Source organism: Microbacterium sp. M1A1_1b, from assembly GCF_053345565.1.
Genome location: NZ_JBKFAJ010000005.1, coordinates 289,358 through 313,683, shown reverse-complemented (window position 1 = coordinate 313,683; position 24,326 = coordinate 289,358). Strand labels below are relative to the sequence as shown.

The window sequence follows — 24,326 nt, the reverse complement described above, 5'->3', positions numbered from 1 at the left end:
GTCAGCCGACCCGGTGCAGGTGCGCGATGATCGCGCGGTGGTCGCTGCCGCCCACGACCCGGACCTCGGTGCTGACGGGGCGCCACTGGGTGGTCGCCAGGACGTGGTCGATGGCGCCGCCCATCCAGGTCGGTGCCGAGGTCGGCCAGGTCGCCGTGCTCGTCGTGCTGGCGGCTGCGTCGCGGCACCCGTCGGGCACGGCGAAGACCGCGTGGTCGACGGTCGCGTTGAAGTCCCCGGCCACGACGGCGTCGCCGTGGCACCCCGACAGTCCCGCGGGGACGTCGTGTCTCCAGCGGCGCATGTCGGCCGACGTGGGGATCGGCGGGTTCGTGTGCACGGCCACGAACCGCGGGCCGTCGCCGTCGACCGGCACGGCAGCGACGGACCCCAGCGTCGTGGCGGCCGCGCGCGCCTGGCGGTAGGCGCCCAGACGTCGGTCGACCAGCAGGCTCGTCGCCGTGCTCGCGGTGTCGCCGGTCTGCACCCCGAACCGCTGGAAGTCGAGTCCGGCACGGGCCAGTGCCCGCTGCAGGGCCGCGGCCCGGGTGGCGTCCGTCTCGGGCATCGCGACGACCTGGAGGCCCTCGCTGCGGACGAACCGCACGAACTCGTCGTCGCCGACCAGCCCGTGCTCGGTGTTCAGGCCCGCGACGACCAGGTCGGACTGGGCCTGCACGGCGCCGGGGGTGAACGACCGGACGGTGCCCACGCCGACCTGCGCGACGGCACTCAGCACGAGCACGAGTGCGGGGACCACCAGCCAGGCGATGCGGCCGCGGAACAGGCGGACCACGACGGCGAGCAGCAGGACGAACCCGGCGCCGACGAGCAGCCCGATCGCCGTGACGCCCCGCAGGGCCACGAGCTGCGCGGGGCCCACGAGCGTGGACACACCGACGACCGCCGGGGCGAGCAGCACCAGGCTCACCGCGATGACGACGGCGGACAGCGTCCACCGGATGACCGACCCTGTGCGCACGGCCTCAGCCCAACCCGGCAGCGGCCGCACGGAGTTCAGTCAGCGCTGCCAGTGCGTGCTGCGCGAGGTCGTCGTCGGCGCCGGAGGGGGTGCCCGACCACCGCTCGAACCCCTGCTTGAACGCGAGCACGCCCATCTCGGCCGCCAGCCGCGCCGGCACCTCGGCGATGCCGCGGGCGACGAGTGCGTCGGTCATCGCGGCCGCCATGCCGACGGACTTCAGCGCATCCCGTTCCTGCAGCTCGGCGCTCGCCGCGACGGCGACCCGCAGGCGCGGTCCGAGCTCGCGGTTCGTCGGGCCCATCTCGGCCGACGCGCGTTCCAGCCCCGCGGCGACCGCGGCCAGCGGCGTGCTGCCGTCCGGTGCCTCGGTGATGCCGTCCGCCAGCAGCCGGCTCAGGGTCTCCTGCCCGGCGACCAGGAGTTCGCGCTTGTCGGGGAAGTGCCGGAAGAACGTGCTCTTGGTCACCCCGGCACGCTCGGCGATCTGGGTGACGGTCGTCTCGTCGTAGCCCTGGTCCGAGAACAGGTCGACGGCAGCCAGCACCATCCGTTCGCGAGCTCCGGGTTCCCAGCGTGCCATGGGTCGATCATACCGACGGGACAAATGTCCCATCGCAGGTGTACCGTGACGGGACAACAGTCGCATCACTTCGAGGAGCACCCATGCACGTCTTCATCACCGGCGGCACCGGCACCATCGGCACCGCCGTCGTCGCCGAGTTCACCGCTGCCGGGCACACCGTGTCCGCCCTGGCCCGGTCCGACGCCTCGGCCGCCAAGCTCACCGCGATGGGCGCCACGCCCGTTCCCGGCTCGATCGACGACGTCGACCTGCTGCACGCCCAGGCTGCCGCAGCCCAGGGCGTCGTCAGCCTGGCGTTCCCGAACGAGTACGACAGCGCCGAGGGGCTCGCCGCGGCCATCGAGCAGGAGTCCCGGGCGATGACGGCCCTGGGGTCCGCACTCGTCGACTCCGACCGGCCGTTCGTCGTCGTGTCGGGGACGCCCTGGGTCCAGGGCCGTGCCGCGCTCGAGACCGATCCGCTGCCGCTCGAGGGGCCGGTCGCGGGCCGTGCCCGTTCGGTGCTGGCCGCGCTCGCCCTGGCCGACCGCGGCGTCCGGGTGTCGGCGATCCGTCTGCCGCGCACCGTGCACGCGGACGGGGCCGGCGGGTTCGCCGGACTGCTGACGCAGGCAGCCCGCCAGAGCGGCGTGGCCGGGCACCCGGGCGACGGTGCGCAGCGCTGGCCCGCCGTGCACGCGCGCGACGCCGCGGTGCTGTTCCGGCTCGCGCTCGAGTCGGCTCCGGCGGGCAGCGTCTGGCACGCGGTCGCCGACCAGGGCGACCGCGTGATCGACCTGGTCGAGGTCATCGGCCGTCGGCTCGGGCTGCCGGTCGCCCGGGTCGCAGACGAGACCTTCGGCCCGTTCGGCCCGATCTTCGCGATGGACCAGCCCGCATCGAGCGAGCACACCCGCCGGGCGCTCGGGTGGGAACCCACACACCCGAGCCTGCTGGCGGACCTGGAGACGATCGAGCCCTGACCCGGACGGCGTCAGTGCTGGTCGTGTGACCAGCCGGTGCGCAGCTGTTCGGCAGCACGGTGGAACGCGTCGGCGATGTCGGGTTCCGGATCGAACAGGTTCTGGATCCGGAGCCCGTCGAACAACGCCAGCAGCTGCCGTGCCCCGCGCACCGGGTCGGTCGACGACGGTTCCCGCCCCGCGACGACGTCCGCTTCGAGCGCCTGCCGGATGCCGGTGCGGAAGGCGCGGTACGTCGCCAGGAACGGCTCGGCGGCGGCGTCACCGGCATCGGCGGCGGTCGCCAGCGCGAAGACGATCAACCGGTCGAGCGCCGGCTCGCTGGACAGGGCGACCACCATGGCGCGGAGCCAGGGGATCGTGCCCTGTTCGGCGGCGACGTGCGCGAGCGGAGCCGACACCGATGCCAGCCACGTGCCGAGCGCCGCGGCGAGCAGGTGGTGGACGGTGGGGAACAGCACGGCGAGCTGTTCCGGCGGGAGTCCTGCACGGGTGGCGACGGCCCCGAGGGTGCACCGCGCCGGTCCGATCTCCCGCAGCAGGTCGATCGTCGCCGTCACCGCGCGCTCCTGGGCCGGTGCGACGAGCCGTCGCGTCGACAGCTGGACCGGGGGCGTCCGGCGGAACCACTCGAGCAGTGCGTGCGCCCGCGACGTCGCTGCCTCGGGGTCCGGCGCCCTGCGCGGGTCGAACAGGTCCACGAAGCCGGGGGTCGCCAGGAGCCGCGGGTCGTCGGTGCGGAGTGCGAGCGACCACGACGCGAACGTGCTCGCCGCGATCGGGTCGTCGCACAGGACCTGCACGTCGAGGTTCGCGGGATCGGCTGCCACCTCGGCGAACTGCGCGCGCACGACGTCCTCGGGTCCCTCGAGCACACCCATCACGTTGTCGTCGTGCATCGCCAGGATGCCGGTCACACCGAGGTCGGCGTTCCGGGCGGCGGCCGTCGGCAGCATCCCGACCAGGTCGTCGACGGAGAACCGGCCGGTCCGGGCGCAGGTGAAGACGAGCGATCGCAGGGTCATCGGTGCTCCTCTGCGGCGTCCCGACGGATCGCGAGCAGCGTCAGGTCGTCGTCGACCCGCCCGCCGACGGCGCCGACGAAGTCACCGAGGCCGTCGTCGAGGGTCGGCACCCGGGTGAGCTCGGTCGCCAGCTCGGTCAGGGTGTCGAAGGTCGCGCCCGGCAGCTCGAGGATGCCGTCCGATGCGATGAGCAGCACGTCACCGGGACCGATGTCGACCCGACGGGGCATGCGTGGGAACCCGCGGGGTTGCAGACCGACGGGCAGGTCCGCTGACCGGATGTGCTCGGCGTCACCTGCCGCGTGTCCGATCGCGGCGAAGCCGTGTCCTGCGTCGATGAAGTCCACGGCGCCGTCGGCGAACCGCAGCCGTCCGTGGAACAGGGTCGCGAAGGCCGAGGCGCGTTCGAGGCGATCGCGGACCGCGGTCTCCGCCGCGTCGACCGCGACCGCGGGGACCTCGTGCCGCTGGGTCGCCAGCGCACCCGCGATGTGGGTCGCGAGCAGGGCGGCAGGCGTCCCCTTGCCCATGACGTCGCCGACAGTCGCCGTCGCGGTGCGCCCGTCGTCGGCGACGCACCACTCGGCGAAGTCACCGGACAGTCCCGCGGCGGCGCGCCAGGCGTGCGCGGCAGACCACCCCTGGACCGCACCGGTCAGCGGCAGCAGCGCCGACTGCACGACCTGCAGGCGAACGGCGAGGTCGAGGTCGAGGCCGTCGGCCTCGTCGTCGAACACCTCGTGTGCAAAGGCCACACCGCACCGTACCCCGGAGACGCCGATCCGGCCGTCACCCCGTTCGGGTGACGGGGTGTCGGTGACCGACGGCGGACGGGAGGCCCGTGGCGGGCCCGCCATGCGCCTCCCGTCCGTCTGGGGTCACCAGCCGAGCGTGCCCGGCTCGCCCTTGAACGGCCCGACCACCTTCGCGGTGATCCACCCGCCGTAGAAGTCGCCGGCCTGGGACTGCACGCGTTCGCCGGCGACCTCGCACGAGTCCATCCGGCTCGGGTAGACCGCCACCCGGCCGACCAGTTCGCCGTAGCCGGGCTCGGGTGTGGGGTAGTACCAGGCGGCGCTCGGCACCGTGACGTCGCCGCCGTGCACGTCGTCGTACTTCGCGCGGCCCTTGAACTCGCACATGCTCGTGCCGGTGGTCGGGGTGAGCGCGCCGTCGACGAAGTCCTCGACGGGCAGGTAGTAGACCGGCGGGTGACTCGTCTCGAGCACGCGCACGGCGTTCGTCGTGTCCGCGATCACCTGGCCGCCCAGGCGCACGACGATGCGCTCGTCGGTCGGCTCGAGCCGCGGAGGACGCGGGTAGTCCCACACCGACTCCTGCCCGGGGCCGGGGGTGATCGGGGCGGGGTGTCCGGGCCAGCGAGGAGTCATGACTCCGGTCTACGCGGCGAAGCCGAGCAGCACCTCGTTGAACGCGTCGGGCTGGTCCAGGTTCGTCGCGTGGCCTGCGTCCTCGAGCACCACGACCCGACCGTTCGGGTTCGTCCCGACGGCGGCCTGGGCGTGCGAGCACGGCCACAGCTGGCTGCCCCGACCGGCGACCATCGTGAACGGCACGTCGAGTCGTGCCACGACGTCCCGCCAGTCCTGCAGGCCGTGGTCGCGCAGCAGCCGGACGGTCTCGGGGGCGTTCGGGGTGCGCACGGCCGGAAAGCCACCGATCCGCTCGATCAGTCGCAGGACGCCGGGGTTCTCCGGGTCGACGCGCAGCCCGCGGCCGGTGTCCGGGATCCCGTGGTCGAAGAACGTGCCGCTGTTCTCCGGGGTCATGCCGGTGAAGCCGTGCTGCCAGGTGTCGTCGTTGACGAGCTTGGGCGTCTGGTCGATCGTCAGGACCCTGCCCACGCGTGCGGTGCCGAACAGGTCGACCATGGCCCAGATCGTGGAGGCACCCATCGACTGCCCGACCAGCAGCACGTCGTGCAGGTCGACGTGGACCAGCAGTTCGTGCAGGTCGGCTCCGTGGCGACTGACGCGCTGGCCCCAGAGCACGTCGTCGCTGTCGCCGTGGCTGCGGCGGTCGAAGGCGACGACGCGGTGCCCGGCGGCGAGCAGGGCGTCCTGCTGCAGGGCCCAGCCCGTCGCCGGCATGGCGTAGCCGGCGACCAGGACGACGGTGCGGCGGGCAGTGGTGCTCGTCTCGGGTGTGGTGCTCGTCTCCGGCGTGGTGTCGGTGTAGGCCAGGCGGGCGCCGTCCGTCGACGTGAACGACGGCATCAGAACGCCTTGCCGGGGTTCAGCGTGCCGGCCGGGTCCAGGGCGTCCTTGACCGACCGGTGCATCGCGACGACCCGTTCGCCGAGTTCCTCGCGCAGCCCGGGCAGCTTGAGCAACCCGACGCCGTGCTCGCCGGTCACGGTGCCGCCGAGCGCCAGGCAGTCGGCGACGATCCGGTCGAAGGCGGCCTTCGCGCGGCCCTTCGCGGCGGTGTCGCCCTCGGGCGCGATGATCAGCGGGTGCAGGTTGCCGTCACCGGCGTGGGCGATGTTCGCGATGGTGACGTCGTTCGCGGCCGCGGTCGCCTGGATGCGGCGGAGCATCTCGGGGACGGCGCTGCGCGGCACGCAGATGTCCTCGGTGAGCACCGGACCCAGCCGCTCGAGCGCCGGGTACGCCAGACGTCGGGCGTGGAACAGCCGGTCGATCTCGTCCGGGTCGGTCGCCCGCTCGACGTCGGTGCCACCGGCGTCGGCGAAGACCCCGGCGACGTGGTCGGCGATGTCGTCCCCGGCAGCGCCGCGTTCGTCGATGCGCGCGAGCAGCAGGGTGTCGACCTCGGACGGCAGGCCCAGGTGCGTCCAGTCGTCGACCGCGCGCAGGCAGGTGCGGTCGACGATCTCCAGCGCCGCGGGGATGATGCCGGCCCGCGAGATGGCGGCGACGGCGTCCCCGGCGGCGCTCAGCGACGGGAAGTACCCGATCACGGCGCGCTCGTCGCGTCCGGCCAGGGGGAGCAGCTTCACGGTGACGCTCGTCACGATGCCGAGCGTGCCCTCGGAACCGACCATCAGCGCGGTCAGGTCGTACCCGGCGACGCCCTTCGCGGTGCGTCGCCCGAGCTGGACGACGGAGCCGTCGGCGAGCACCACGGTCAGACCGAGCACGTAGTCCCGCGTCACGCCGTACTTGACGCAGCAGATCCCGCCGGCGTTGGTGGCGACGTTGCCGCCGATCGTCGAGATCGCCGAGCTGGCCGGGTCCGGCGGGTACCACAGGCCGTCCTGGGCGACCCGGGCGCGCAGGGCGTCGTTGATCACGCCCGGCTGGGTGACGGCGTACCGCTCGTCGGTGTTCACCTCGAGCACGGCGTCCATCAGCTCCATCGACACGACGACCGAGTGCTCGACCGCGTTCGCGCCGCCCGACAGTCCCGTGCCGGCACCGCGTGGGACGACCCGGACCCCGTTGGCTGCGGCCCAGCGGACCGTGGCGACGACGTCCTCGGTGCTGCGGGCGAGCACGACGGCCAGGGGGCGGTGGTACTCGGCCCACTCGGCGTCGTCGTGGCTGTAGCGGTCGAGGGACTCCGGGTCGCGCAGGACCCGGTCGGCGGGGATCGACTGCTCGAGAGCGGTGGTGTCGACGGGGTTCGTCAGGGTCATGTGCTGGTCCTTCCGGCGCGCTGCGGTGCGGCTGGCACGACGGTACGCCCTGCCGGTCAGGGCCGGGTCATGTGCTCCACGCTCCGCATCGCCGTCGCCAGGATCGTCAGCACCGGGTTCACCCCGCCGTTCGTCACGTGCACGGACCCGTCCGTCACCCGCAGGTTGTCGTGTCCCCACACCCGGCCGTGCTCGTCGACGACCGAGTGCGCCGGGTTGCTCCCCATCCGGAGCGTCCCCGCCTGGTGCTGCCCACCGGAGGGGCCCTCCGGGGTGCCGCCGACCTCGGCGACGCGGACCGCTCCGGCGGCGCGCAGCCATGCGGCACTGCGGGCGCTCGTCGCGTCACGGGCACGCAGGTCCTCCGGGTGCGCGCTGCCGCTGAGCCGGGCGACCGGGATGCCGTACCGGTCGAGCACCCCGTCGTCCACGCGGACGCGTGAGTCCGCCGACGTCATCTCCTGGATCGGACCCATCAACCGCATCGTGCGCCGGACCAGGTGCCGCATGCCCGCTTTCGACTCGGCGCCAGCACGCGGGAGCAGTCCTGCGGCGACCAGGTAGCGGTAGGTGTTGGACGGCGTCGCGACGAACTCGTTCGCGATCATCCCGCCGCCGACGATGCCCGCGGTGCCGTGCCGGTGGTCGGTCGTCGCGATCGAGGGGCCCGGACCGACCAGGTCCTCCACCACGTCGTCGAAGATCCCCGTCGCACCGCCGTACACGTGTCCCTGCAGGTGGCGTCCGACCAGGTCCGCCCGGTTCCCGATGCCCGTCGGCTCGCGGTCGCTCCGGCTGTTGAGCAGCAGCCGCGCCGACTCGATCGCCCCCGCGGCGACGACCACCTCGGCGGCGTCGACGTCGTGCTGGAAGTCACGCCCGTCCGCGGTCCCGACGAGCGTGACCCCGACCACGCGGCCGGTGGCATCGGTGCGGAGCCGGGCGGCGCGGGTGCGCAGGACGATCCGGGCCCGTCCGGTCGCGAAGGCGCGCGTGAGCATGGTGTTCTGCGAGCCGTTCTTGGCGTCGACCGGGCACGCGAACCCGACGCACTGGTTGCACCCGGCGCAGGCGCGACGGCCGAGCCACGGCGTGCTGTTGACGAGCATCGGCACGTGCACGGTGCCGAACCCGAGCGATGTCGCCGCTGCCGCCAGCCGGTCCCGCGACGGGCCAGCGGGCAGGGGTGGCATCGGCAGCGCACGCGAGCGTGGGCCGGCCCAGCGCCCGTCGTCGGCACCGCCGCTGACGCCGACCTCCCACTCGGCCCGGGCGTAGTACGGCTCCAGGTCGTCGTAGCTGATCGGCCAGTCCCGCAGGGCGCTGCCGTCCGGTACCCCGTACGTCGACGCCATCCGCAGGTCGAGCGGCGCGAACCGCCACGCCTGCGCGCCGTACACGCGGGTACCGCCGCCGGCGGTCCAGGCGTTCGCGTTCCAGCCGGGGTCCGCGGGGCGGATCGCCAGCCGGGTCCGGCCGTCGTCACGCACCCGGACGTCGCGGTCGTCGGTGGGACCGGAACGCGGTGCGAGCCCCCAGTCGGAGCGCGGGTTCCGCAGGTGGTCGTGGTCGAGCTCGGCGGTCTCCGGCCAGTCCCCGGCCTCGACGACCAGGACGTGTCGACCCGCTTCGGCGAGGCCACACGCAGCGACGCCGCCTCCGGCTCCGGAACCGATGACGACCGCGTCGTACCGGTCCCGGAGTGCGGACGGGTGCACCGTCACGGGGCGGTCGGTGTCGACCGGCACCGCCGTCGGCCAACCGCCGAGCGGCTCCGGCTGCCAGTCGACCATGCGCCAGGACACTCGGTCCGTGTTGCCGCCGTTCCCCGGGTCGGCGTAGTACCCGCCCGCCACGAGTTCGGCGAACCAGTCCCAGTGGGTGCTGCCGGTGCCGTGCGCGGCGACGTCCTCGAAGCGCGCCAGCCAGTCGGGGCGATCCGCCAGCACCGAGTCCAGGAACCCCAGCGCGCCGGCCTGGCTGGCGGACGGGTGGTCGTCTTCCGGCACGACGACGTCGACCAACGCGCTCAGCCGGTCGTTCAGGTCCTGGCGCACATCGACTCCTTCGTCGTGTCCGAGTTCGTGTCCGAGTTCGTGTCGGCGGTCGTCAGTCCAGGCAGAATTCGTTGCCCTCGATGTCCTGCATCACCAGACACGACTCCTCGTCGCCGTCGGCCAGCAGCATGCGCACCCGGGTTGCGCCGAGGGCTTCGACTCGTGAGCCCTCGGTCTCGAGCGCCTGCAGCCGCTCGTCACCGACCAGGCCGGTGGCGACCCGCACGTCCAGGTGCAGCCGGTTCTTGACGACCTTGCCCTCGGGGACCTGCTGGAACCAGATGCGCGGGCCCACGCCCGTCGGGTCGACGCACGCCGTGCCGTCACCCTGCAGTGCGTAGCCCAGGACATCGGCCCAGAAGCGCGCGAGCCTGGCGGGATCGGCGCAGTCGAAGGTGACCTGGAACTCGCGCACGGTCGTCATGCGGCAACCGTACGCCTCCGGCGGTTGCTGTTCCAGGCAGCTTCGAGTAGTTTTTGAACGTGTTCGAAAATGACGAGAAGCCGCTGCCGAAGCGGGAGCGCACGCGGGCGACCATCCGCGCCGTGGCGATCCGGTCCCTGCGCGAGCAGGGCTACGACGCCACGACCATGCGTGGCATCGCGGAGCAGGCCGGCCTGTCGGTGGGCAACGCCTACTACCACTTCCCGACCAAGGACCACCTGGTGCAGGAGCTCTACGTCGACGTGCAGCACGAGCACCGGGCGGCGGCACTCCCGCTGCTCGACACGACCGACGACCTGACCGCCCGGATCGGCATCGTGGTCCGCACCGGACTTGCGAACCTGCGCGAGTACCACGCCATCGCGCCGCAGTTCCTCACCGCGGCGATGGCCCCCGGGTCGCCGGTCAACCCGCTGTCATCCGAGTCGTCCGAGGCACGGGACCTGGTGCTCGACCTGTTCCGCCAGGCCGTCGCCGGATCACGCCAGAAGCTGCCCGTGGACCTGGCCGAGGACCTGCCGATGGCGCTCTGGATGGGCTACCTGCTGTTCGCACTGTTCTGGACGTACGACACGTCAGAGGGCCAGCGCCGCACCGAGCGACTCGTCGACGCGATGCTCGGTGTGCTGCGGTTCGCCCTGCCGATGCTGCGCATCCGCCCGTTCCGCAGTGCGGTCACCGAGATCGTGGGCATCGTCGCGGGGCGCGGCGCATGAGTGGCGGGCTGCCCGTCCCGACCTGGTCGTGGCGGGCGAGCATCCGGCTCGAGCTCCGCGCGCTCGGTTGGATGCTCGGGGCGACCCTTCCGGTGGTGACGGTGATCGGCGTGGTCATCGTGATGAGCGTGCCGGCGATCGACCCTGGTTGGGTCAGCGACGGGTGGTGGTCGACCGTGCTCGGCGCCGTCGGATGGGCGGTGTACATCACGGTGTTCGCCGCGATCCCGACGGTCGTCGGCGCCGTGGTCGCCCTGCCCTTCACGATGCTGCTCGGCCTGCTGATGCGACCGGTCCACCGCACCGGGCTCCACGTCCTGGCAACGTCACTGCTGGCCGGGGTGCTCGCCGCCGCGCCGCTAGCGATCATCCCCGACGGCTGGACGCTGTTCGTCCCCGTGTCACTCGCGGCCGGTGCAGCCGGTGCGCTGGCCCGACACGGCACCTTCCGTCGCGCGGCCCGCACCCGTGAGCGCAGTGCCGATCAGGCACCGCTGGAGCGTGCCGCATGAACACGGACCTGCCCGCGCCGACGTGGACCTGGCGGGCGAGCATCCTGCTGGAACTCCGTGCGCTGGGCTGGATGCTCGGCGCGACCCTGCCGGTCGCGACGACCGTGTGCATGCTCGTCGCTGCGACCGTGCCGGCGGTGCTGCCCGAGGGCTGGGAGTCGACCGGGTTCCGTGACGTCGGCTACGGCCTCGTCGTCTTGACGATGATGGAGGTCTACGGTGCGATCCCGACAATCGTCGGCGCCGTGGTCGCGCTGCCGTTCACGATGCTGCTCGGCCTGCTGATGCGCCCGGTCCGGCGACCCGGCCTCCACGTCCTGGCGACGTGCTTGCTGGCGGGGACACTCGCGGCGGTTCCACTCGCGCTCGGCCCCTTCGCCTGGGTGCTCTTCACGCCGGTCTTGCTTGCGGCCGGCGCAGCGGGCGCGCTGGCCCGGCACGGCGCGCTGCGTCGCGCTGCGCGCACGGTGCGTGCCACGAGTGACTGGCAATGGCCCGCGCCCTGAGCCGGTGATGGTGCGGACGTCAGCACCGTGCTGCGTTGGCGCCGGTGCGAGCTTGTCCGCCCGGTGGGAGCCTGTTCCCGCGCACGGTCCCGACAACCCGGCACCGGGCCGCAACCTCGCACCGTGCTGGCAGCGGACCGCCCCGGACGAGCGACGAACCGCCTGAGCAGTTCATACGAGGGCGCGCGACCGGGTACCGTACCAGGATGACCTCCGAAACGAACAGCACCACCGACCCCATCGATGAGGGGCCCGTGGTGACGTTCGCCGACCTGGGGCTCAGCGAGCCCGTGCTCAAGGCCGTCAAGGAGATCGGGTACGAGACCCCGTCCGCGATCCAGGCTGCCACCATCCCGACCCTGCTTGCGGGCCGCGACGTCGTGGGCCTGGCCCAGACCGGTACCGGCAAGACCGCGGCCTTCGCGCTGCCCGTCCTGTCCCGCATGGAAGCCGGCAGCAAGCTGCCCCAGGCCCTCGTGCTCTCGCCCACCCGCGAGCTCGCGCTGCAGGTGTGCGAGGCGTTCGAGCAGTACGCATCGCACATGCGCGGCGTGCACGTGCTCCCCGTGTACGGCGGCCAGGCCTACGGCGTGCAGTTGTCCGCGCTCCGTCGTGGCGTCGACGTCGTCGTGGGCACGCCCGGCCGCATCATGGACCACATCGCCAAGGGCACGCTCGACCTGTCCGAGCTGAAGTACCTGGTGCTCGACGAAGCCGACGAGATGCTCAAGATGGGTTTCGCCGAGGACGTCGAGACGATCCTGGCCGAGACCCCGGACACCAAGCAGGTCGCCCTGTTCTCGGCGACCATGCCCGCACAGATCCGCCGGATCTCGAAGCAGTACCTCAACGACCCGGCCGAGATCACCGTCAAGGCGAAGACGACCACGTCCGCCAACACGACGCAGCGCTACCTGATCGTGTCGTACGCGCAGAAGGTCGACGCGCTGACCCGCATCCTCGAAGTCGAGGACTTCGAGGGCCTGATCATCTTCGTCCGCACCAAGAGCGAGACCGAGACCCTGGCCGAGAAGCTCCGCGCCCGTGGCTACGCGGCCGCGGCCATCAGCGGTGACGTCGCCCAGGCGCAGCGTGAGCGCACGGTCAACCAGCTGAAGTCCGGCAAGCTCGACATCCTGGTCGCCACCGACGTCGCTGCCCGCGGGCTGGACGTCGACCGCATCACCCACGTGGTCAACTTCGACATCCCCGTCGACACCGAGTCCTACGTCCACCGGATCGGCCGCACGGGTCGTGCCGGCCGCAGCGGTGCCGCGATCAGCTTCGTCACCCCGCGTGAGCGCCGCCTGCTCATCGCGATCGAGAAGGCCACGCGCCAGCCCCTCACCGAGATGACGCTGCCCTCGGTCGAGGACGTCAACGTCACCCGCCTGACCCGGTTCGACGACGCCATCACGGCGGCGCTCGAGTCCCGCGACCGCATCGACGCCTTCCGCGACATCATCGCCCACTACGTCGAGCACCACGACGTGCCCGAGCAGGACGTCGCCGCGGCGCTCGCCGTGGTCGCGCAGGGCGACACCCCGCTGCTGCTCGACCCCGCCGAGGACGCCCTGCGCCGCCAGGTGGAGCGCGACCAGCGCCGCGACGAGCGCAAGACCCGCGAGGACGACGGGGGCGACCGCCGCCGCCGTTCCGTCCCGATGACGCCCTACCGCATCGAGGTCGGCCGCCGCCACCGCGTCGAGCCGCGCCAGATCGTCGGCGCCCTGGCGAACGAGGGCGGCCTGCGTCGCGACGACTTCGGTGCGATCCGCATCCAGCCGGACTTCTCGATCGTCGAGCTGCCCTCGGACATGCCCGGTGACGTGCTCGGCAAGCTCTCCGACACCCGGATCAGCGGTCGACTGATCGAGATCAAGCCCGACCGTCGCGGTGGCGGCGCCGGTGGCGGCTACCGCCGCGGCCCGCGCGAGGACCGCGACGAGCGTCCGGAGCGTCGGCCGCGCTACTGACGCGTCCCTCTGACAGACGGGAGGCCCGGTGCCAGCTGGCACCGGGCCTCCCGTCCGTCTCGGCGCGCTCCTACGCGCGGGCGGGCTCGGCGACGCCGACCAGGGTCCGGCGGCAGACCTCGTCCCACGGCGTGGGCTGGATGCCGAAGCGCTCGCGCGCTGCGCGGTCGTCGACCACGTACGGTGCTGTCCACTGGTAGGCCATCTCGGCGATCTCCCGCATCATCGGCGACACCACCCCGATCGCACGCAGGGCCGGCGCGGGCAGCCGGTGCACGGTCACGGCGGGCTTGCCGGCGGCAGCGAGCACGTCCGTCAGCGCCCGGGTCTGCGAGACCGGCGGGTTCGACGGCACCATCCACGTGCGCCCGAGGGCTGCGGTGTCCGAAGCGGCGGCGACCAGCGTGCGTGCCACGTCGAGTACGTCCGTGAAGGTGTGCGGGAGGTCGGTGCGGCCGATCATCCAGACGCCCTTGCCGGCCAGTGCGCCGGGCAGCACCCGGGTGACGTGCCCGTTCATGCCGACGCCGGTGCCGACGTAGTCCGACCCGCGGACCTCGACGGTGCGCAGGCGTCCGGCGCGGTGGGCGTCGAGTGCGTCCTGCCACATCCGTGCGCGCAGGACCCCCTTGTGGTCGGTGGCCGCATCGGGCAGCCCCTCGTGCATGGGTCCGGTCGTCGGGCCGTACGGGTACAGGTTGCCGGTGATCGCGTAGACCGCGCCCGTACGTTCCGCCGTCGTCAGCAACGACGTCGCCAGCGGAGGCCAGGTCCGCTCCCACTGCGTGTAGTCGCCCGGGTTCGCGCAGTTGTAGAGCACCGACGCGCCCTCGGTGACCCGGCTCAGGGCGTCGGCGTCCGAGGCGTCGAGCGCGCGGTGGGTGACCCCGGCCAGACCGGTGTCGCGGCCCGAGCGGGTGACGACGGTGACCTGTTCACCGCGTTCGGCGAGCAGTACTGCGACGTGACGGCCGACGGGGCCGGCGCCGACGACGACGTGGTGCTGCGACATGGGGTTCCTCCCGGTACGAAGTGAGAGCACTGCTCTCGGTTCGATGAGCATGGCACCGTTGTCCGGCAAATGCAAGAGCACTGCTCTCGTTTGTGATCGGTGATCTCGCGTGGCAGTCTGGAAGGATGACCGACCGGACACCGACCGCACGCGACCTGGCTCGCGAGACCGTCCGCACGCGGATCGTCGACGCTGCCCGCGCGCGCCTGACGGACGAGGGGCCGGCCCAGCTGAGCCTGCGCGCCGTCGCCCGCGACGTCGGCATGGTGTCGTCGGCGCTCTACCGCTACTTCCCGAGCCGCGACGACCTGCTGACTGCACTGCTGGTGCAGGACTACGACGAGCTCGGTGCCGCGGTCGAGGCCGCCGATGCCGCGCACGACCGATCCGACGTCGGCGGGCGGTGGATGGCCGCGTGCCGGGCGATCCGCACGTGGTCGCTCGCGCACCCCGGGGACTTCGCGCTGCTGTACGGCTCGCCGGTGCCCGGGTACGCCGCGCCCCAGGAGACGATCGTGCCCGCCACCCGCGTGGTCCTGGTGCTGGTCCGGACCGTCATCGACGCGATGGACGGCGGGGACACACCGCCGTCGTCGATCGTCCCGCCGCCCGCGCCGGTCGGCTCCGTGGTGGACGGCGCTGTCGCGTACATCCGGTCGCGGGGGATCAGCGAGGACACCCCGGCCGAGGCGGTGATGCGGACCCTGATGGCGTGGACCGCGGTGTACGGCACGGTGTCCTTCGAGTTGTTCGGCCACTACGTCGGGTCGGTGGGCGACCACGAGCGGTACTTCGACCTGGTGGCCGAGCGGTTGGCGGCGGACATCGGGTTCGCGGCCGCGGCCGCGCCCGCGGGAGCGCGTCCGGCATCCGCGTCGGCGGGAGCGCGTCCGGCATCCGCGTCGGCGTGACCGTTGCGTCCCCAGATCGGGGCGGCGGACTGACAAGGGGCCTGTCCCTGAGGTAGACAGGTCGTGGTGCCGCGCCCGACCCGACGGACAGCGCACCGCAACCGCCGCCGGATCAGGAGACCACCTTGCAGCGCACCACGACGTCGGTCGTCGGCTCGGGAGCCGCACGATGACCGCGCTCGACCTCAGTCGCCAGGACCGCAGGCGCCTGGCCACCGGCACCGCGCGTCGACGGATCATCGCCGTCCGCACGGTGGCGCTGCTGGCATCGCTCGCCGGGCTGAACTACGTCGTGTGGCGGTGGGCTGCATCCGTGAACTGGCACTCGTGGTGGATCGCCGTGCCGCTCATCCTGGCCGAGACCTACAGCGTGATCGACTCGCTGCTGTTCGCGTTCGGTGCGTGGCGGCTGCGCGAGCGGGGTGAACCACCGACCACCCCGGCGACCGAGGTCACCGTCGACGTCTTCATCACCACGTACAACGAGCCGATCGACCTGGTGATGCGCACCGCCACCGCAGCGAAGGCGATCCGCTACCCGCACAGCACGTGGATCCTCGACGACGGCAACCGCCCGGAGATGCGTCAGGCGGCCGAGCAGCTGGGGCTCGGTGTGATCACCCGCGGGCAGGACTGGGTCGATCGCCCCCGGCACGCCAAGGCCGGCAACCTCAACAACGCCCTGATGGCGACGCAGGGCGAGTTCCTGCTCATCCTCGACGCCGACCAGGTCCCCGACCCGGCGATCCTCGACCGCACGCTCGGCTACTTCAAGGACCCCCGGATGGCGCTCGTGCAGACGCCGCAGTGGTTCGAGAACGTCCCCGACGCCGACCTGCTCGGCAGCCAGGCGCCCCTGTTCTACGGCCCGATCCAGCAGTCGAAGGACGGCTGGAACGCGGCGTTCTTCTGCGGCTCCAACGCGATCCTGCGGCGCGAGGCCCTGATGCAGCTCGGCATCTCCCGCTACGTGCGCGAAGTCGAGGCCTCGGTCGAACGCACCCTGCGCACCTCGCGCAAGCTCCTGTCCCGCGCACGTGAGCTCGAGACCGACCAGCGCGTGATCGAGGCCCTCGACGACGCCCAGGGCGTGGTGGACCGCGCGCGCGACCAGATGAGCCGTGACGAGCCGCTCGGCGACGTCACCTACGAGTTCCAGCGCGGGATCGACGCGATCGCGTTCCGGTTCGCCGCCGCCGACCTCGAATCCGTGCGCAGCGACCTGCAGGAGCTCGCGGCCCTGTCCACCGACGCCGACACCTTCGCCGGACTCGACGACGCCGCGCTCGACGTGCTCGGGCAGCGGGGCGCATCACCCGTCGCCGCGATCGAGGCCATCGCCGTGCTCGCCCGCGCGGTCGACGTCAACCGCGGCGACGAAGCACAGGCGGTCATGCCCCTGGCGACGATCTCGGTGACCGAGGACATGGCCACCGCGATGCGTCTGCACGGGCTGGGGTGGAAGTCGGCGTACCACGACGAGATCCTGGCGAAGGGCCTGGCCCCCGAGGACCTGCCGACGATGCTGGTGCAGCGGCTCCGCTGGGCGCAGGGCACCATGCAGGTGTTCTTCCGCGAGAACCCGCTGGTGCAGAAGGGGCTGTCGTTCGGGCAGCGGCTCATGTACTTCTCGACCATGTGGAGCTACCTGTCCGGCTTCGCGGCGATCGTCTACATCGCGGCCCCGGTGCTGTGCCTGTCGTTCGGGGTCGTGCCGGTGCAGGCCTACAGCGTCGACTTCTTCGCTCGGCTGATCCCGTTCCTGGTGCTCAACCAGCTGCTGTTCTGGGTGGTGGCCGCGGGCCGTCCGACCTGGCGCGGGCAGCAGTACTCGCTGGCGCTGTTCCCGGTGTGGATCGAGAGCGTGACCAGCGCGTTCCAGAACGTCTTCCGCGGCAAGCCCCTCGGGTTCCGGGTCACCCCGAAGGTGCGCGACGACGCCCAGGCGAAGCCGCGCTGGGACCTCGTCCGACCGCAGCTGTTCGCGATGGGGGCGCTCGTCGGGGCACTCGTGCTGATCGGGATCCGCTACCTGAGCGGGCAGGCGGCCGGCATCGCACCGCTGGTCAACACCGCCTGGGTGGTGTTCGACCTGTTCATCTTCAGCATCGTGATCCGGGCCGTCCTGTACCGCGGCCCCGGCACCGTCCAGTCCGAGCACGAGTCGACCACCTCCGGAGGACCCCTGTGACCGCGTTCGACGTCCCCGCCGTCCCCGAGAGCCTGGACACCGTGCAGGACCGCTTCGGCGCCTGGTGGGACGGGCTCGGCATCGACGACGCCGCGCACCGCTTCGCACTCGAGACGGCGGTGGCCGAGATCGCCGCGAACATCGTCGAGCACACCGTCCGCGCCGATCGGCAGGCCGGCCGGCGGTACACCGTCGAACTCCAGGCCACCGACCAAGCGCTCACCGCCGTGCTCCGCGACAACGGGCTGCCGGTCGACATCGACCTGAGCGCCGTCACCATGGCCGACGTCGATGCGGAGAGCGGCCGCGGACTCGCCCTGGCGATCGCCGCGCTCGACCGGCTCGAGCACCGGCACGAGGGCGGTCACAACGTGTGGACCCTGGTGTGCACCCGGTGAGGCGCACAGCCATCAGAATCCTCACCATGCTGGTCGTCGCGGGCACGCTCGCCCTCGGCGGAGCGCTGCCCGCCCAGGCCACGACCGCCGCGACTTCCGGGACATCCACGACATCCACGGCGAGGACGACCACAGCGGCCGCCATCGCCCCGGCGTCCGACAAGGCGTGGTTCGGCCCTGATCTCGACTGGGGCTCCGACGCACCCGACGGGTACGCGGGCCGGCTCGGAGCGGTCCCGTCCAGCTACGCCGTCGAGATCGACTACCCGATCGACACCGCCGCGCAGAAGCAGCTGCTCCGCGCGACCCGGGCCGCCGCCGCGCAAGGTGCGACCCTCGTGGTCAGCCTCGAGCCCGACGTCGCCCTGCGCTCCCTGACCGCAGCCGATGCACGGCATGCCGACGACCTGCTCGAACAGGTGCACCAGCAGTACCGCACCCAGGTGCTCGTGCGGTTCGCGCCGCAGATGAACGGCACGTGGGTGCGCTGGGGGCAGCAGCCCACGCAGTACGTCAAGGCCTTCCGGACCCTGGCGTCCGCGGTCCACCGGGGGTCCTCCGACGCCCTGATGGTCTGGTCCCCGTCGTACGGCGCGGGCTACCCGTTCGGCCAGTCCGCGGGACGGTTGCAGGACCTGTCCGCCACCGACACCGCCAAGCTCGACACGAACGGCGACGGCCAGCTCACCGCGGCCGACGACCCCTACCAGCCGTACTGGCCCGGCGACTCCTCGGTCGACTGGGTCGGCATGTCGATGTACTACTTCGGCAAGGGCAAGGCGACCGAGGCCGCTGGACGCGACGTCCCGCTCACGACGAACGACGTCCCCGAGTCGGGCGAGGTCGCTGCCCGCTTCGCCGAGACGTGGGGGTACCAGCAGCCGCAGCAGGGTGACTTCTACACGCGCTTCGCCGCGGGGCACCACCGGCCGATGCTGCTCGACACGGGTGCGCTGTACGACCACTCGCTCAAGGGCGCCGCCGAACTCGACGTCAAGCAGGGGTGGTGGCGGCAGGTCTTCAGCGCGATCGAGTCACGGCCGCTCGTCCGCGGGGTCACCTTCCTCGAGACGAACCGTCGCGAGCCCGAGGCCGGCAACCGGGTCGCCGACTGGCGCGACACCGCGGTGCCGGGGATCGCGGGCTCGTTCCGCACCGACCTGCAGGGCACCGACCGGTTCGTGTTCGGTCCGGTCACCGAACGCGTGACACCGCAGGACGGCGCCGCGGCGACGAACCAGCAGCTCGACACCGGCGGCGACCAGATGGCGTGGATCGTCTGGTGCGCCGCCGGGCTGGCGGCCGTGTTCCTGCTGAGCGGACTGTTCGGCCGGTTGCTGCCGAGCTGGCGGTACCCGGACGACGGCAAGCCCGGGCGTGACCTGCGCCTCGACCTGTTCCGCGGGTTCATCATCCTGGCGGTGGTGATCACCCACATCGAGATCGGTGGCCCCTACTCGTACCTGACGTTGCACGCCGTCGGGGCGATCACGGGCGCGGAGATGTTCGTGTTCCTGTCCGGCATGGTGCTCGGCATGACCTACCCGCTGGCGATCGCGAAGTTCGGCGAGTGGGTCGCCGCCGTCGGGGCACTGAAACGTGCGCGCAAGCAGTACGTCGTCACGCTCGTGGTGATCGCGGTGGTGTTCGCGCTGAGCTTCATCCCGTTCCTGAACACCGACGCGATCACGACGTTCACCGACCGGGGCACCGGCACCGGGGGTGTGGGTGCCGAGGGGCGCGTGTACGACCTGTACCCGAACGCGATGCAGCTGCTGGCCTACCCGCCGCCGTGGTTCGCGATCCGGCAGTTCCTGCTGCTCGAGATGGGCCCGTGGCCGTTCAACATCATGGGCCTGTTCGTGGTGCTGAGTCTGTTCATCCCGCTGCTGCTCTGGGTGATCCGGCGCGGCTTCTGGTGGGCGGTGCTGATCGTCAGCTGGGCGCTCTACGTGTTCCAGGCCCTCAACCCGGACTTCGCACCCCTGAACTCGCAGTTCAACGCGGTCTTCCCGCTGCTGACCTGGCAGGTGGTGTTCACGCACGGACTCGTGCTCGGGTACTACCGACGCCAGGTCGTCGGGGCGCTGACCAGTCGGCTCGGCAAGGTCCTGATCGGGATCGCGATCGGCGGGTACGCGGTGTTCCTGGTCTACGTCTGGGCGGCGAACCACGCGGGGTTCACCCCGACGCCGTTCCCCACGTCGATGTACGACGACCTGTACAACACGGCCTACCAGCGCGTCGACCTGCAGTGGGGGCGCCTGGTCGACATCGCGTTCTTCGCGATCGTGTCGTACGCCATCCTGACGGTGTTCTGGAAGCCGATCGCCGCCGCCATCGGCTGGCTGTGGATCCCGATCGGGCAGGCCAGTCTCTACGTGTTCGTCTGGCAGGTGTTCTTCGCGCTGGCCATCGCGTCCATCCCGGGAGTCCCCTGGGGCGACTTCTGGATCGGCTTCGTCGTGCACTCGGCCCTCATCCTGCTGGCGTGGTACATGGTCCGGAAGAAGTTCCTGTTCAGCGTCATCCCGCGCTGACCGCGCACGGTGCGAGGTTGGTGGCCGGTGCCGGGTGGGCGGCGTGGTGCGCGCCTGTTGTCTCGCACCACGCTGCTGACGCCGCACCACGGGCACAGGGCAAAGCGACTGCGCACGGTGCGAGGTTGGTGGCCGGTGCCGGGTTGACGGCTTGGTGCGCGCCAGTTGTCTCGCACCACGCTGCTGACGCCGCACCACGGGCACAGGGCGAGAGCGGACGCGCTGACGCACCACGCGACGGACGGGAGGCCCGGTGCCAGCTGGCACCGGGCCTCCCGTCCGTCAGGTGGTCGCGATCAGGACGCCATGCGGCCCATCTCGGTCACCACGTCGCCCAGCACCGTGGCGAGCTCGTCGCCGTCGGCGACGGACGTGCGGTGCGCGACCTCGATGAGTGCCGCCATCACCAGGGTGACGGCCGTGCGCGCGGTCTGCGTGTCGGTGCGTTCGGCGGCGACCTCGATCACGGCGCTGCGGGTCGCCGCCATCCAGTCGAGCATGGTCGGCATCACCTCGGGGTGCCGCTGGACGAGCTGCCGGGCGCGGTCGCGGTCCTGGGGGAGTGCGACCGTGTGCGCGACGAGGTCGCACAGGTCCGGTACGAGCGGCCCGTCCGAGGACAGGAAGCGCTGCCGGACCGGCCCGGGCACGGAGTTCGGCGGGAACCCGAGCGCCGCGTCGGCCTTCGACGGGAAGTAGTTGAAGAAGGTCCGCGGCGAGACGTCCGCCTCGGCGCAGATCTGCTCCACGGTGACCCCGCCCAGCCCCTGCTCCCCGACCAGCCGTGCGGCCGCGTCGTGGATCGCGTGGCGGGTCTGCTGCTTCTTCCGCTCGCGGAGCGTGCAGGAACCGTCCGCTTCGGTGGGTGTCTCGACGGGGGTCACCGGGTCACCGCCGGACGGTCGGCGTGGAGCCGGTCATCGGGCCGGTGAAGGACCCCGCCTCGGCGGCGGCGAGCCCCGCGTCGACCTCGAGCTGCGCCTCGGCGGACAGGTCCGCGCGCTCCTGCAGTGCCGACCGTGCGCGCAGCGGCGGCACCTTGAAGAACCAGCTCAGCACGAACGCCAGCAGGATGACGCCGAGTCCGACCCAGTAGATCGTGACGGACGAGGCGTTGAAACCGGCCATGAACGGGCGGGTCAGGCGGGCGTCGGCGCCGGTCAGGAACGAGGTGTCGTTCGTGCTCGACGCGCTGGAGCCGCTGTCGGAGGACTGCTGCTGCAGCCGGTCGACGATCGGCGGCACGGCCTGGTCGACGTAGTACTGCCGGTCGGAGGCGTTCGACCAGTCGACGACGAGTGCGCCGTCCTGCACCGTGGCGTGGGCCTTCGATGCGACCGTCTGCAGGGCGGTGGCCTCGGCGGCCGGGGTGGCGGCGCCGACCTGCTGGTCGATGACCGTCTGCGCTGCCGCTGCAGGGACCGTTCCGGCGGCGACCTGCGCCTGCACGGCGGCGGTGACCTGCTGCGTGACGGCCTCGTCCGCGGCCTGCTTGGCATCGGTGGTGGCGTCGGCCAGGCCGTCGGCCACCTGCTGCTGGACCGGGCCGGTGATCGGCTGCCAGATCTTCTCGATGACGCCCTGGTTGCGCTGGGCGCTGGCGACCGTCGGGTTGAGCGCGGCGTCGAGCCCGTCGGACAGGGTGCCCTTGTCCGCCGTGGCGCTGAGGATGTTCGCCGGCATGACGGAGAACAGGATCGACAGCAGGACGGCGGTGCCGAGCGTGCCACCGATCTGGCGGAAGAACGTGGCGGACGACGTCGCGACGCCCATGTCCCGCGCTTCGACCGAACCCTGGGATGCCAGGGTCAGCGACTGCATGACCGAGCCGAGCCCCAGGCCGATCAGGAACATGCCGATCATCAGGAACCACAGCGGCTTGTCGATCGACATGAACGTCAGGACGACGTAGCCGGCCGACACCAGGGCGGTGCCGATGACGGGGAAGATCCGGTAGCGACCGACGCGGGCGACGATCTGCCCGGAGGTGATCGACGCGATCATCAGGCCACCCACGAGCGGCAGCGTGGCGAAGCCGGACTGGGTCGGGCTCAGGCCGACGACGATCTGCAGGTACAGCGGGATGGTCAGCATGGCCCCGAACATCGCGAAGCCGACCAGGAAGCCGATGACGGTCGCCATCGAGAACGTGCCCGAGCGGAAGAGCTTGAGCGGGATGATCGCCGCGTCGCCCATCTTCGACTCGACGATCAGCAGCGTGACCAGGCCGACGACACCGATGACGTAGCAGGCGATGGCGGCCGGGGAGCCCCAGCCCCAGGTGCGTCCCTGCTCGGCGACGAGCAGCAGCGGCACGAGCGTGACGATGACGGCGGTCGCGCCCCACCAGTCGACCTTGGGCTTGTCGGTCTTGTCGTGCACCTTCGGCAGGTGCAGGAACACGATCACCATGACGAGCGCGGCGATGCCGATCGGGACGTTGATCAGCAGGACCCAGCGCCAGCCGGTGACGAACAGGATCTCGCTCGTGCCGGCGAGCAGGCCACCGATCAGCGGACCGATGACGCTCGAGATGCCGAACACGGCCAGGAAGTAGCCCTGGTACTTCGCGCGCTCACGAGGAGCCAGGATGTCGCCCATGATGGCCAGGGGCAGCGACATCAGCGCGCCGGCGCCGATGCCCTGCACCGCGCGGAACCCGGCGAGCATGAGCATCGATGTGGACATCGACGACAGCACAGCGCCCAGGATGAACACGACGATGCCGAAGATGTAGAGGGGACGGCGGCCGAAGATGTCGGAGAGCTTGCCGTAGATCGGGGTCGCGATCGTCGACGTGATCAGGTACGCCGTCGTGACCCAGGCCTGCTGGTCCAACCCGTGCAGGTCGTCACCGATCGTGCGGATCGCGGTGCCGAACACGGTCTGCCCGAGCGAGGACAGGAACATCCCCGCCATCAGGCCGTAGATGACGAGCAGGATCTGGCGGTGCGTCATGAGCGGCTGCTGGCCGGGTCCGGCGGTGCCGGGGGCCGAGGCGTCGTGACGCCCGCGCTGCACCTGGACGGGTGCGGTGGCGGTTGACATGCGTTCCTTCGTGGTTCGAGCGGTTCTGGAGGCTGCGCGGGAGACCGGACGTGTCGAGGCGCAGACCCGTGGGGTGGGCGGCGACACCGGTACTCGACCTTGCAGTGACTGCAAAGTTACACCATGTGCTTCCAGCAAGCAACTAAATGGTCACCGTAGGCTTGCGGTGTGACCGAGGACCGCGCCGACTCCGAGCGAGCACTCCGACAGCAGCTCGACCGGCTCTGGGTCCGGCAGGCCCTGCGGTCGGTGCTGATCGAGGACCGCGGTGGACTCGACCCCACCGCGCGGGTGATCCTGCGGGCCGTCGAGCGCCTCGGTCCCGTTCGGGCCACGACGGTCGCCGAGCTGACCGGGCTGTCCCGGCCGGTCGTCAGCCGTCGTGTGGCGTCACTCGTGAGCGCTGGGCACCTCGGCACGACGCCCGACCCCGAGGACGGTCGCGCCAGCCTGCTCGAGCTCGCTCCTGCGGGGCGCAGCCTGCTCGACCAGCTCGACGTGCACGGGGACGAGACCTTCGACGACATCGTGGGGGAGTTCGCGGACGACGACCTGCGTGCGCTGGCCGTGCTGCTCGGCCGGTTGAACGACCGCGCCGACGACGTGTTGCGGGCGGCGGTGCGGCGGCGCTGACGCCGGCGCCGGCGAGCACGGTGCGAGGTTGCTGTGCTGCGTGCCGCCTGCCTCGGGCGAGCACGGTGCGAGGTTGCGGCTCGGTGCCGGGTTGATCGGGCCGTGCGCGGAATCAGGCTCGCACCGGGCGGACGAGATCGCACCGGCCGCCAAGTCGGCACGGTGCCGACATCGGCACCGTGCGCGGATGCGCGCGCCGTGACG

At 71.8% G+C, this 24,326-nt stretch carries 22 protein-coding genes; 10 read left to right on the top strand and 12 right to left on the bottom strand.

All coding sequences use genetic code 11. From position 1 onward, the window contains the following. Position 1: 1 nt before the first annotated feature. Positions 2 to 982 (bottom strand): endonuclease/exonuclease/phosphatase family protein, encoded by a 981-nt coding sequence (locus ACLBWP_RS13850; RefSeq protein ID WP_447655599.1) that lies wholly within the window; start codon positions 980 to 982, stop codon positions 2 to 4. A gap of 4 nt (positions 983 to 986) precedes the next feature. Further along, positions 987 to 1,565: a TetR/AcrR family transcriptional regulator gene (locus tag ACLBWP_RS13845; protein ID WP_243564188.1), complete on the bottom strand. Its 579-nt coding sequence runs from the start codon at positions 1,563 to 1,565 to the stop codon at positions 987 to 989. Positions 1,566 to 1,648: 83 nt separating this feature from the next. Here ACLBWP_RS13845 and ACLBWP_RS13840 point away from each other — a divergent pair, with 83 nt between their 5' ends. Next, positions 1,649 to 2,530 (top strand): NAD-dependent epimerase/dehydratase family protein, encoded by an 882-nt coding sequence (locus ACLBWP_RS13840; protein WP_447655598.1) that lies wholly within the window; start codon positions 1,649 to 1,651, stop codon positions 2,528 to 2,530. Positions 2,531 to 2,541: 11 nt separating this feature from the next. Here the strand turns inward: ACLBWP_RS13840 and ACLBWP_RS13835 are convergent, their stop codons facing one another. The 7 genes from ACLBWP_RS13835 to ACLBWP_RS13805 all read right to left on the bottom strand — a co-directional run bounded on the left by ACLBWP_RS13835 (position 2,542) and on the right by ACLBWP_RS13805 (position 9,658). Further along, positions 2,542 to 3,555 carry a BLUF domain-containing protein gene (locus ACLBWP_RS13835; RefSeq protein ID WP_447655597.1) on the bottom strand — a complete coding sequence of 338 codons (1,014 nt, stop codon included), beginning with the start codon at positions 3,553 to 3,555 and terminating at the stop codon, positions 2,542 to 2,544. Beyond that, positions 3,552 to 4,310: a PP2C family protein-serine/threonine phosphatase gene (locus tag ACLBWP_RS13830; protein WP_447655596.1), complete on the bottom strand. Its 759-nt coding sequence runs from the start codon at positions 4,308 to 4,310 to the stop codon at positions 3,552 to 3,554. The genes ACLBWP_RS13835 and ACLBWP_RS13830 overlap by 4 nt, the downstream gene beginning before the upstream one ends. A gap of 123 nt (positions 4,311 to 4,433) precedes the next feature. Next, positions 4,434 to 4,946 carry a DUF427 domain-containing protein gene (locus tag ACLBWP_RS13825; protein WP_447655595.1) on the bottom strand — a complete coding sequence of 171 codons (513 nt, stop codon included), beginning with the start codon at positions 4,944 to 4,946 and terminating at the stop codon, positions 4,434 to 4,436. A gap of 9 nt (positions 4,947 to 4,955) precedes the next feature. Beyond that, positions 4,956 to 5,792, bottom strand: a complete 837-nt coding sequence (locus ACLBWP_RS13820) for an alpha/beta fold hydrolase (protein ID WP_447655594.1) — start codon at positions 5,790 to 5,792, stop codon at positions 4,956 to 4,958. After that, complete coding sequence (locus ACLBWP_RS13815; RefSeq protein WP_447655593.1) at positions 5,792 to 7,177, bottom strand: FAD-binding oxidoreductase; 1,386 nt, start codon at positions 7,175 to 7,177, stop codon at positions 5,792 to 5,794. Before ACLBWP_RS13815 ends, ACLBWP_RS13820 begins: the two co-directional genes overlap by 1 nt. Before the next feature lie 56 nt (positions 7,178 to 7,233). Beyond that, positions 7,234 to 9,234, bottom strand: a complete 2,001-nt coding sequence (locus ACLBWP_RS13810; protein ID WP_447655592.1) for a GMC oxidoreductase — start codon at positions 9,232 to 9,234, stop codon at positions 7,234 to 7,236. A 52-nt stretch (positions 9,235 to 9,286) separates the two neighbouring features. Further along, positions 9,287 to 9,658 carry a VOC family protein gene (locus tag ACLBWP_RS13805; RefSeq protein WP_243564180.1) on the bottom strand — a complete coding sequence of 124 codons (372 nt, stop codon included), beginning with the start codon at positions 9,656 to 9,658 and terminating at the stop codon, positions 9,287 to 9,289. A 59-nt stretch (positions 9,659 to 9,717) separates the two neighbouring features. Here ACLBWP_RS13805 and ACLBWP_RS13800 point away from each other — a divergent pair, with 59 nt between their 5' ends. From ACLBWP_RS13800 to ACLBWP_RS13785, 4 genes are all read left to right on the top strand, one after another. Continuing rightward, positions 9,718 to 10,395: a TetR family transcriptional regulator gene (locus tag ACLBWP_RS13800; RefSeq protein ID WP_447655591.1), complete on the top strand. Its 678-nt coding sequence runs from the start codon at positions 9,718 to 9,720 to the stop codon at positions 10,393 to 10,395. Beyond that, positions 10,392 to 10,907: a hypothetical protein gene (locus ACLBWP_RS13795; RefSeq protein ID WP_447655590.1), complete on the top strand. Its 516-nt coding sequence runs from the start codon at positions 10,392 to 10,394 to the stop codon at positions 10,905 to 10,907. Before ACLBWP_RS13800 ends, ACLBWP_RS13795 begins: the two co-directional genes overlap by 4 nt. Further along, on the top strand, positions 10,904 to 11,413 hold the full coding sequence (locus ACLBWP_RS13790) for a hypothetical protein (protein WP_447655589.1): 510 nt from the start codon (positions 10,904 to 10,906) through the stop codon (positions 11,411 to 11,413). The genes ACLBWP_RS13795 and ACLBWP_RS13790 overlap by 4 nt, the downstream gene beginning before the upstream one ends. A gap of 206 nt (positions 11,414 to 11,619) precedes the next feature. Next, complete coding sequence (locus ACLBWP_RS13785; protein WP_243564176.1) at positions 11,620 to 13,389, top strand: DEAD/DEAH box helicase; 1,770 nt, start codon at positions 11,620 to 11,622, stop codon at positions 13,387 to 13,389. A 70-nt stretch (positions 13,390 to 13,459) separates the two neighbouring features. Here ACLBWP_RS13785 and ACLBWP_RS13780 read toward each other — a convergent pair whose 3' ends face one another. Then, entirely contained in the window at positions 13,460 to 14,401 is a 942-nt protein-coding gene (locus tag ACLBWP_RS13780; RefSeq protein WP_447655588.1) for an NAD-dependent epimerase/dehydratase family protein, read from the bottom strand. Positions 14,402 to 14,526: 125 nt separating this feature from the next. On the opposite strand from ACLBWP_RS13780, the gene ACLBWP_RS13775 reads away from it, so the two are divergent. From ACLBWP_RS13775 to opgC, 4 genes are all read left to right on the top strand, one after another. Continuing rightward, positions 14,527 to 15,312: a TetR/AcrR family transcriptional regulator gene (locus ACLBWP_RS13775; protein ID WP_447655587.1), complete on the top strand. Its 786-nt coding sequence runs from the start codon at positions 14,527 to 14,529 to the stop codon at positions 15,310 to 15,312. 169 nt (positions 15,313 to 15,481) lie between these two features. After that, positions 15,482 to 17,503 carry a glycosyltransferase gene (locus ACLBWP_RS13770; protein ID WP_243564173.1) on the top strand — a complete coding sequence of 674 codons (2,022 nt, stop codon included), beginning with the start codon at positions 15,482 to 15,484 and terminating at the stop codon, positions 17,501 to 17,503. Continuing rightward, positions 17,500 to 17,901: an ATP-binding protein gene (locus ACLBWP_RS13765; RefSeq protein WP_447655586.1), complete on the top strand. Its 402-nt coding sequence runs from the start codon at positions 17,500 to 17,502 to the stop codon at positions 17,899 to 17,901. The genes ACLBWP_RS13770 and ACLBWP_RS13765 overlap by 4 nt, the downstream gene beginning before the upstream one ends. A gap of 26 nt (positions 17,902 to 17,927) precedes the next feature. Then, entirely contained in the window at positions 17,928 to 20,441 is a 2,514-nt protein-coding gene (gene opgC, locus ACLBWP_RS13760; protein ID WP_447655585.1) for an OpgC domain-containing protein, read from the top strand. Positions 20,442 to 20,737: 296 nt separating this feature from the next. On the opposite strand, the gene ACLBWP_RS13755 is transcribed toward opgC, so the two are convergent. Beyond that, on the bottom strand, positions 20,738 to 21,325 hold the full coding sequence (locus ACLBWP_RS13755) for a TetR/AcrR family transcriptional regulator (RefSeq protein ID WP_447655584.1): 588 nt from the start codon (positions 21,323 to 21,325) through the stop codon (positions 20,738 to 20,740). Positions 21,326 to 21,329: 4 nt separating this feature from the next. Beyond that, positions 21,330 to 23,489, bottom strand: coding sequence for an MDR family MFS transporter (locus ACLBWP_RS13750; protein ID WP_447655583.1), 2,160 nt, complete (start codon positions 23,487 to 23,489; stop codon positions 21,330 to 21,332). Between the two features lie 168 nt (positions 23,490 to 23,657). Between ACLBWP_RS13750 and ACLBWP_RS13745 the strand changes: the two genes are divergently transcribed. Then, on the top strand, positions 23,658 to 24,122 hold the full coding sequence (locus ACLBWP_RS13745; protein WP_447655582.1) for a MarR family winged helix-turn-helix transcriptional regulator: 465 nt from the start codon (positions 23,658 to 23,660) through the stop codon (positions 24,120 to 24,122). The last annotated feature ends 204 nt before the right edge of the window (positions 24,123 to 24,326 follow it).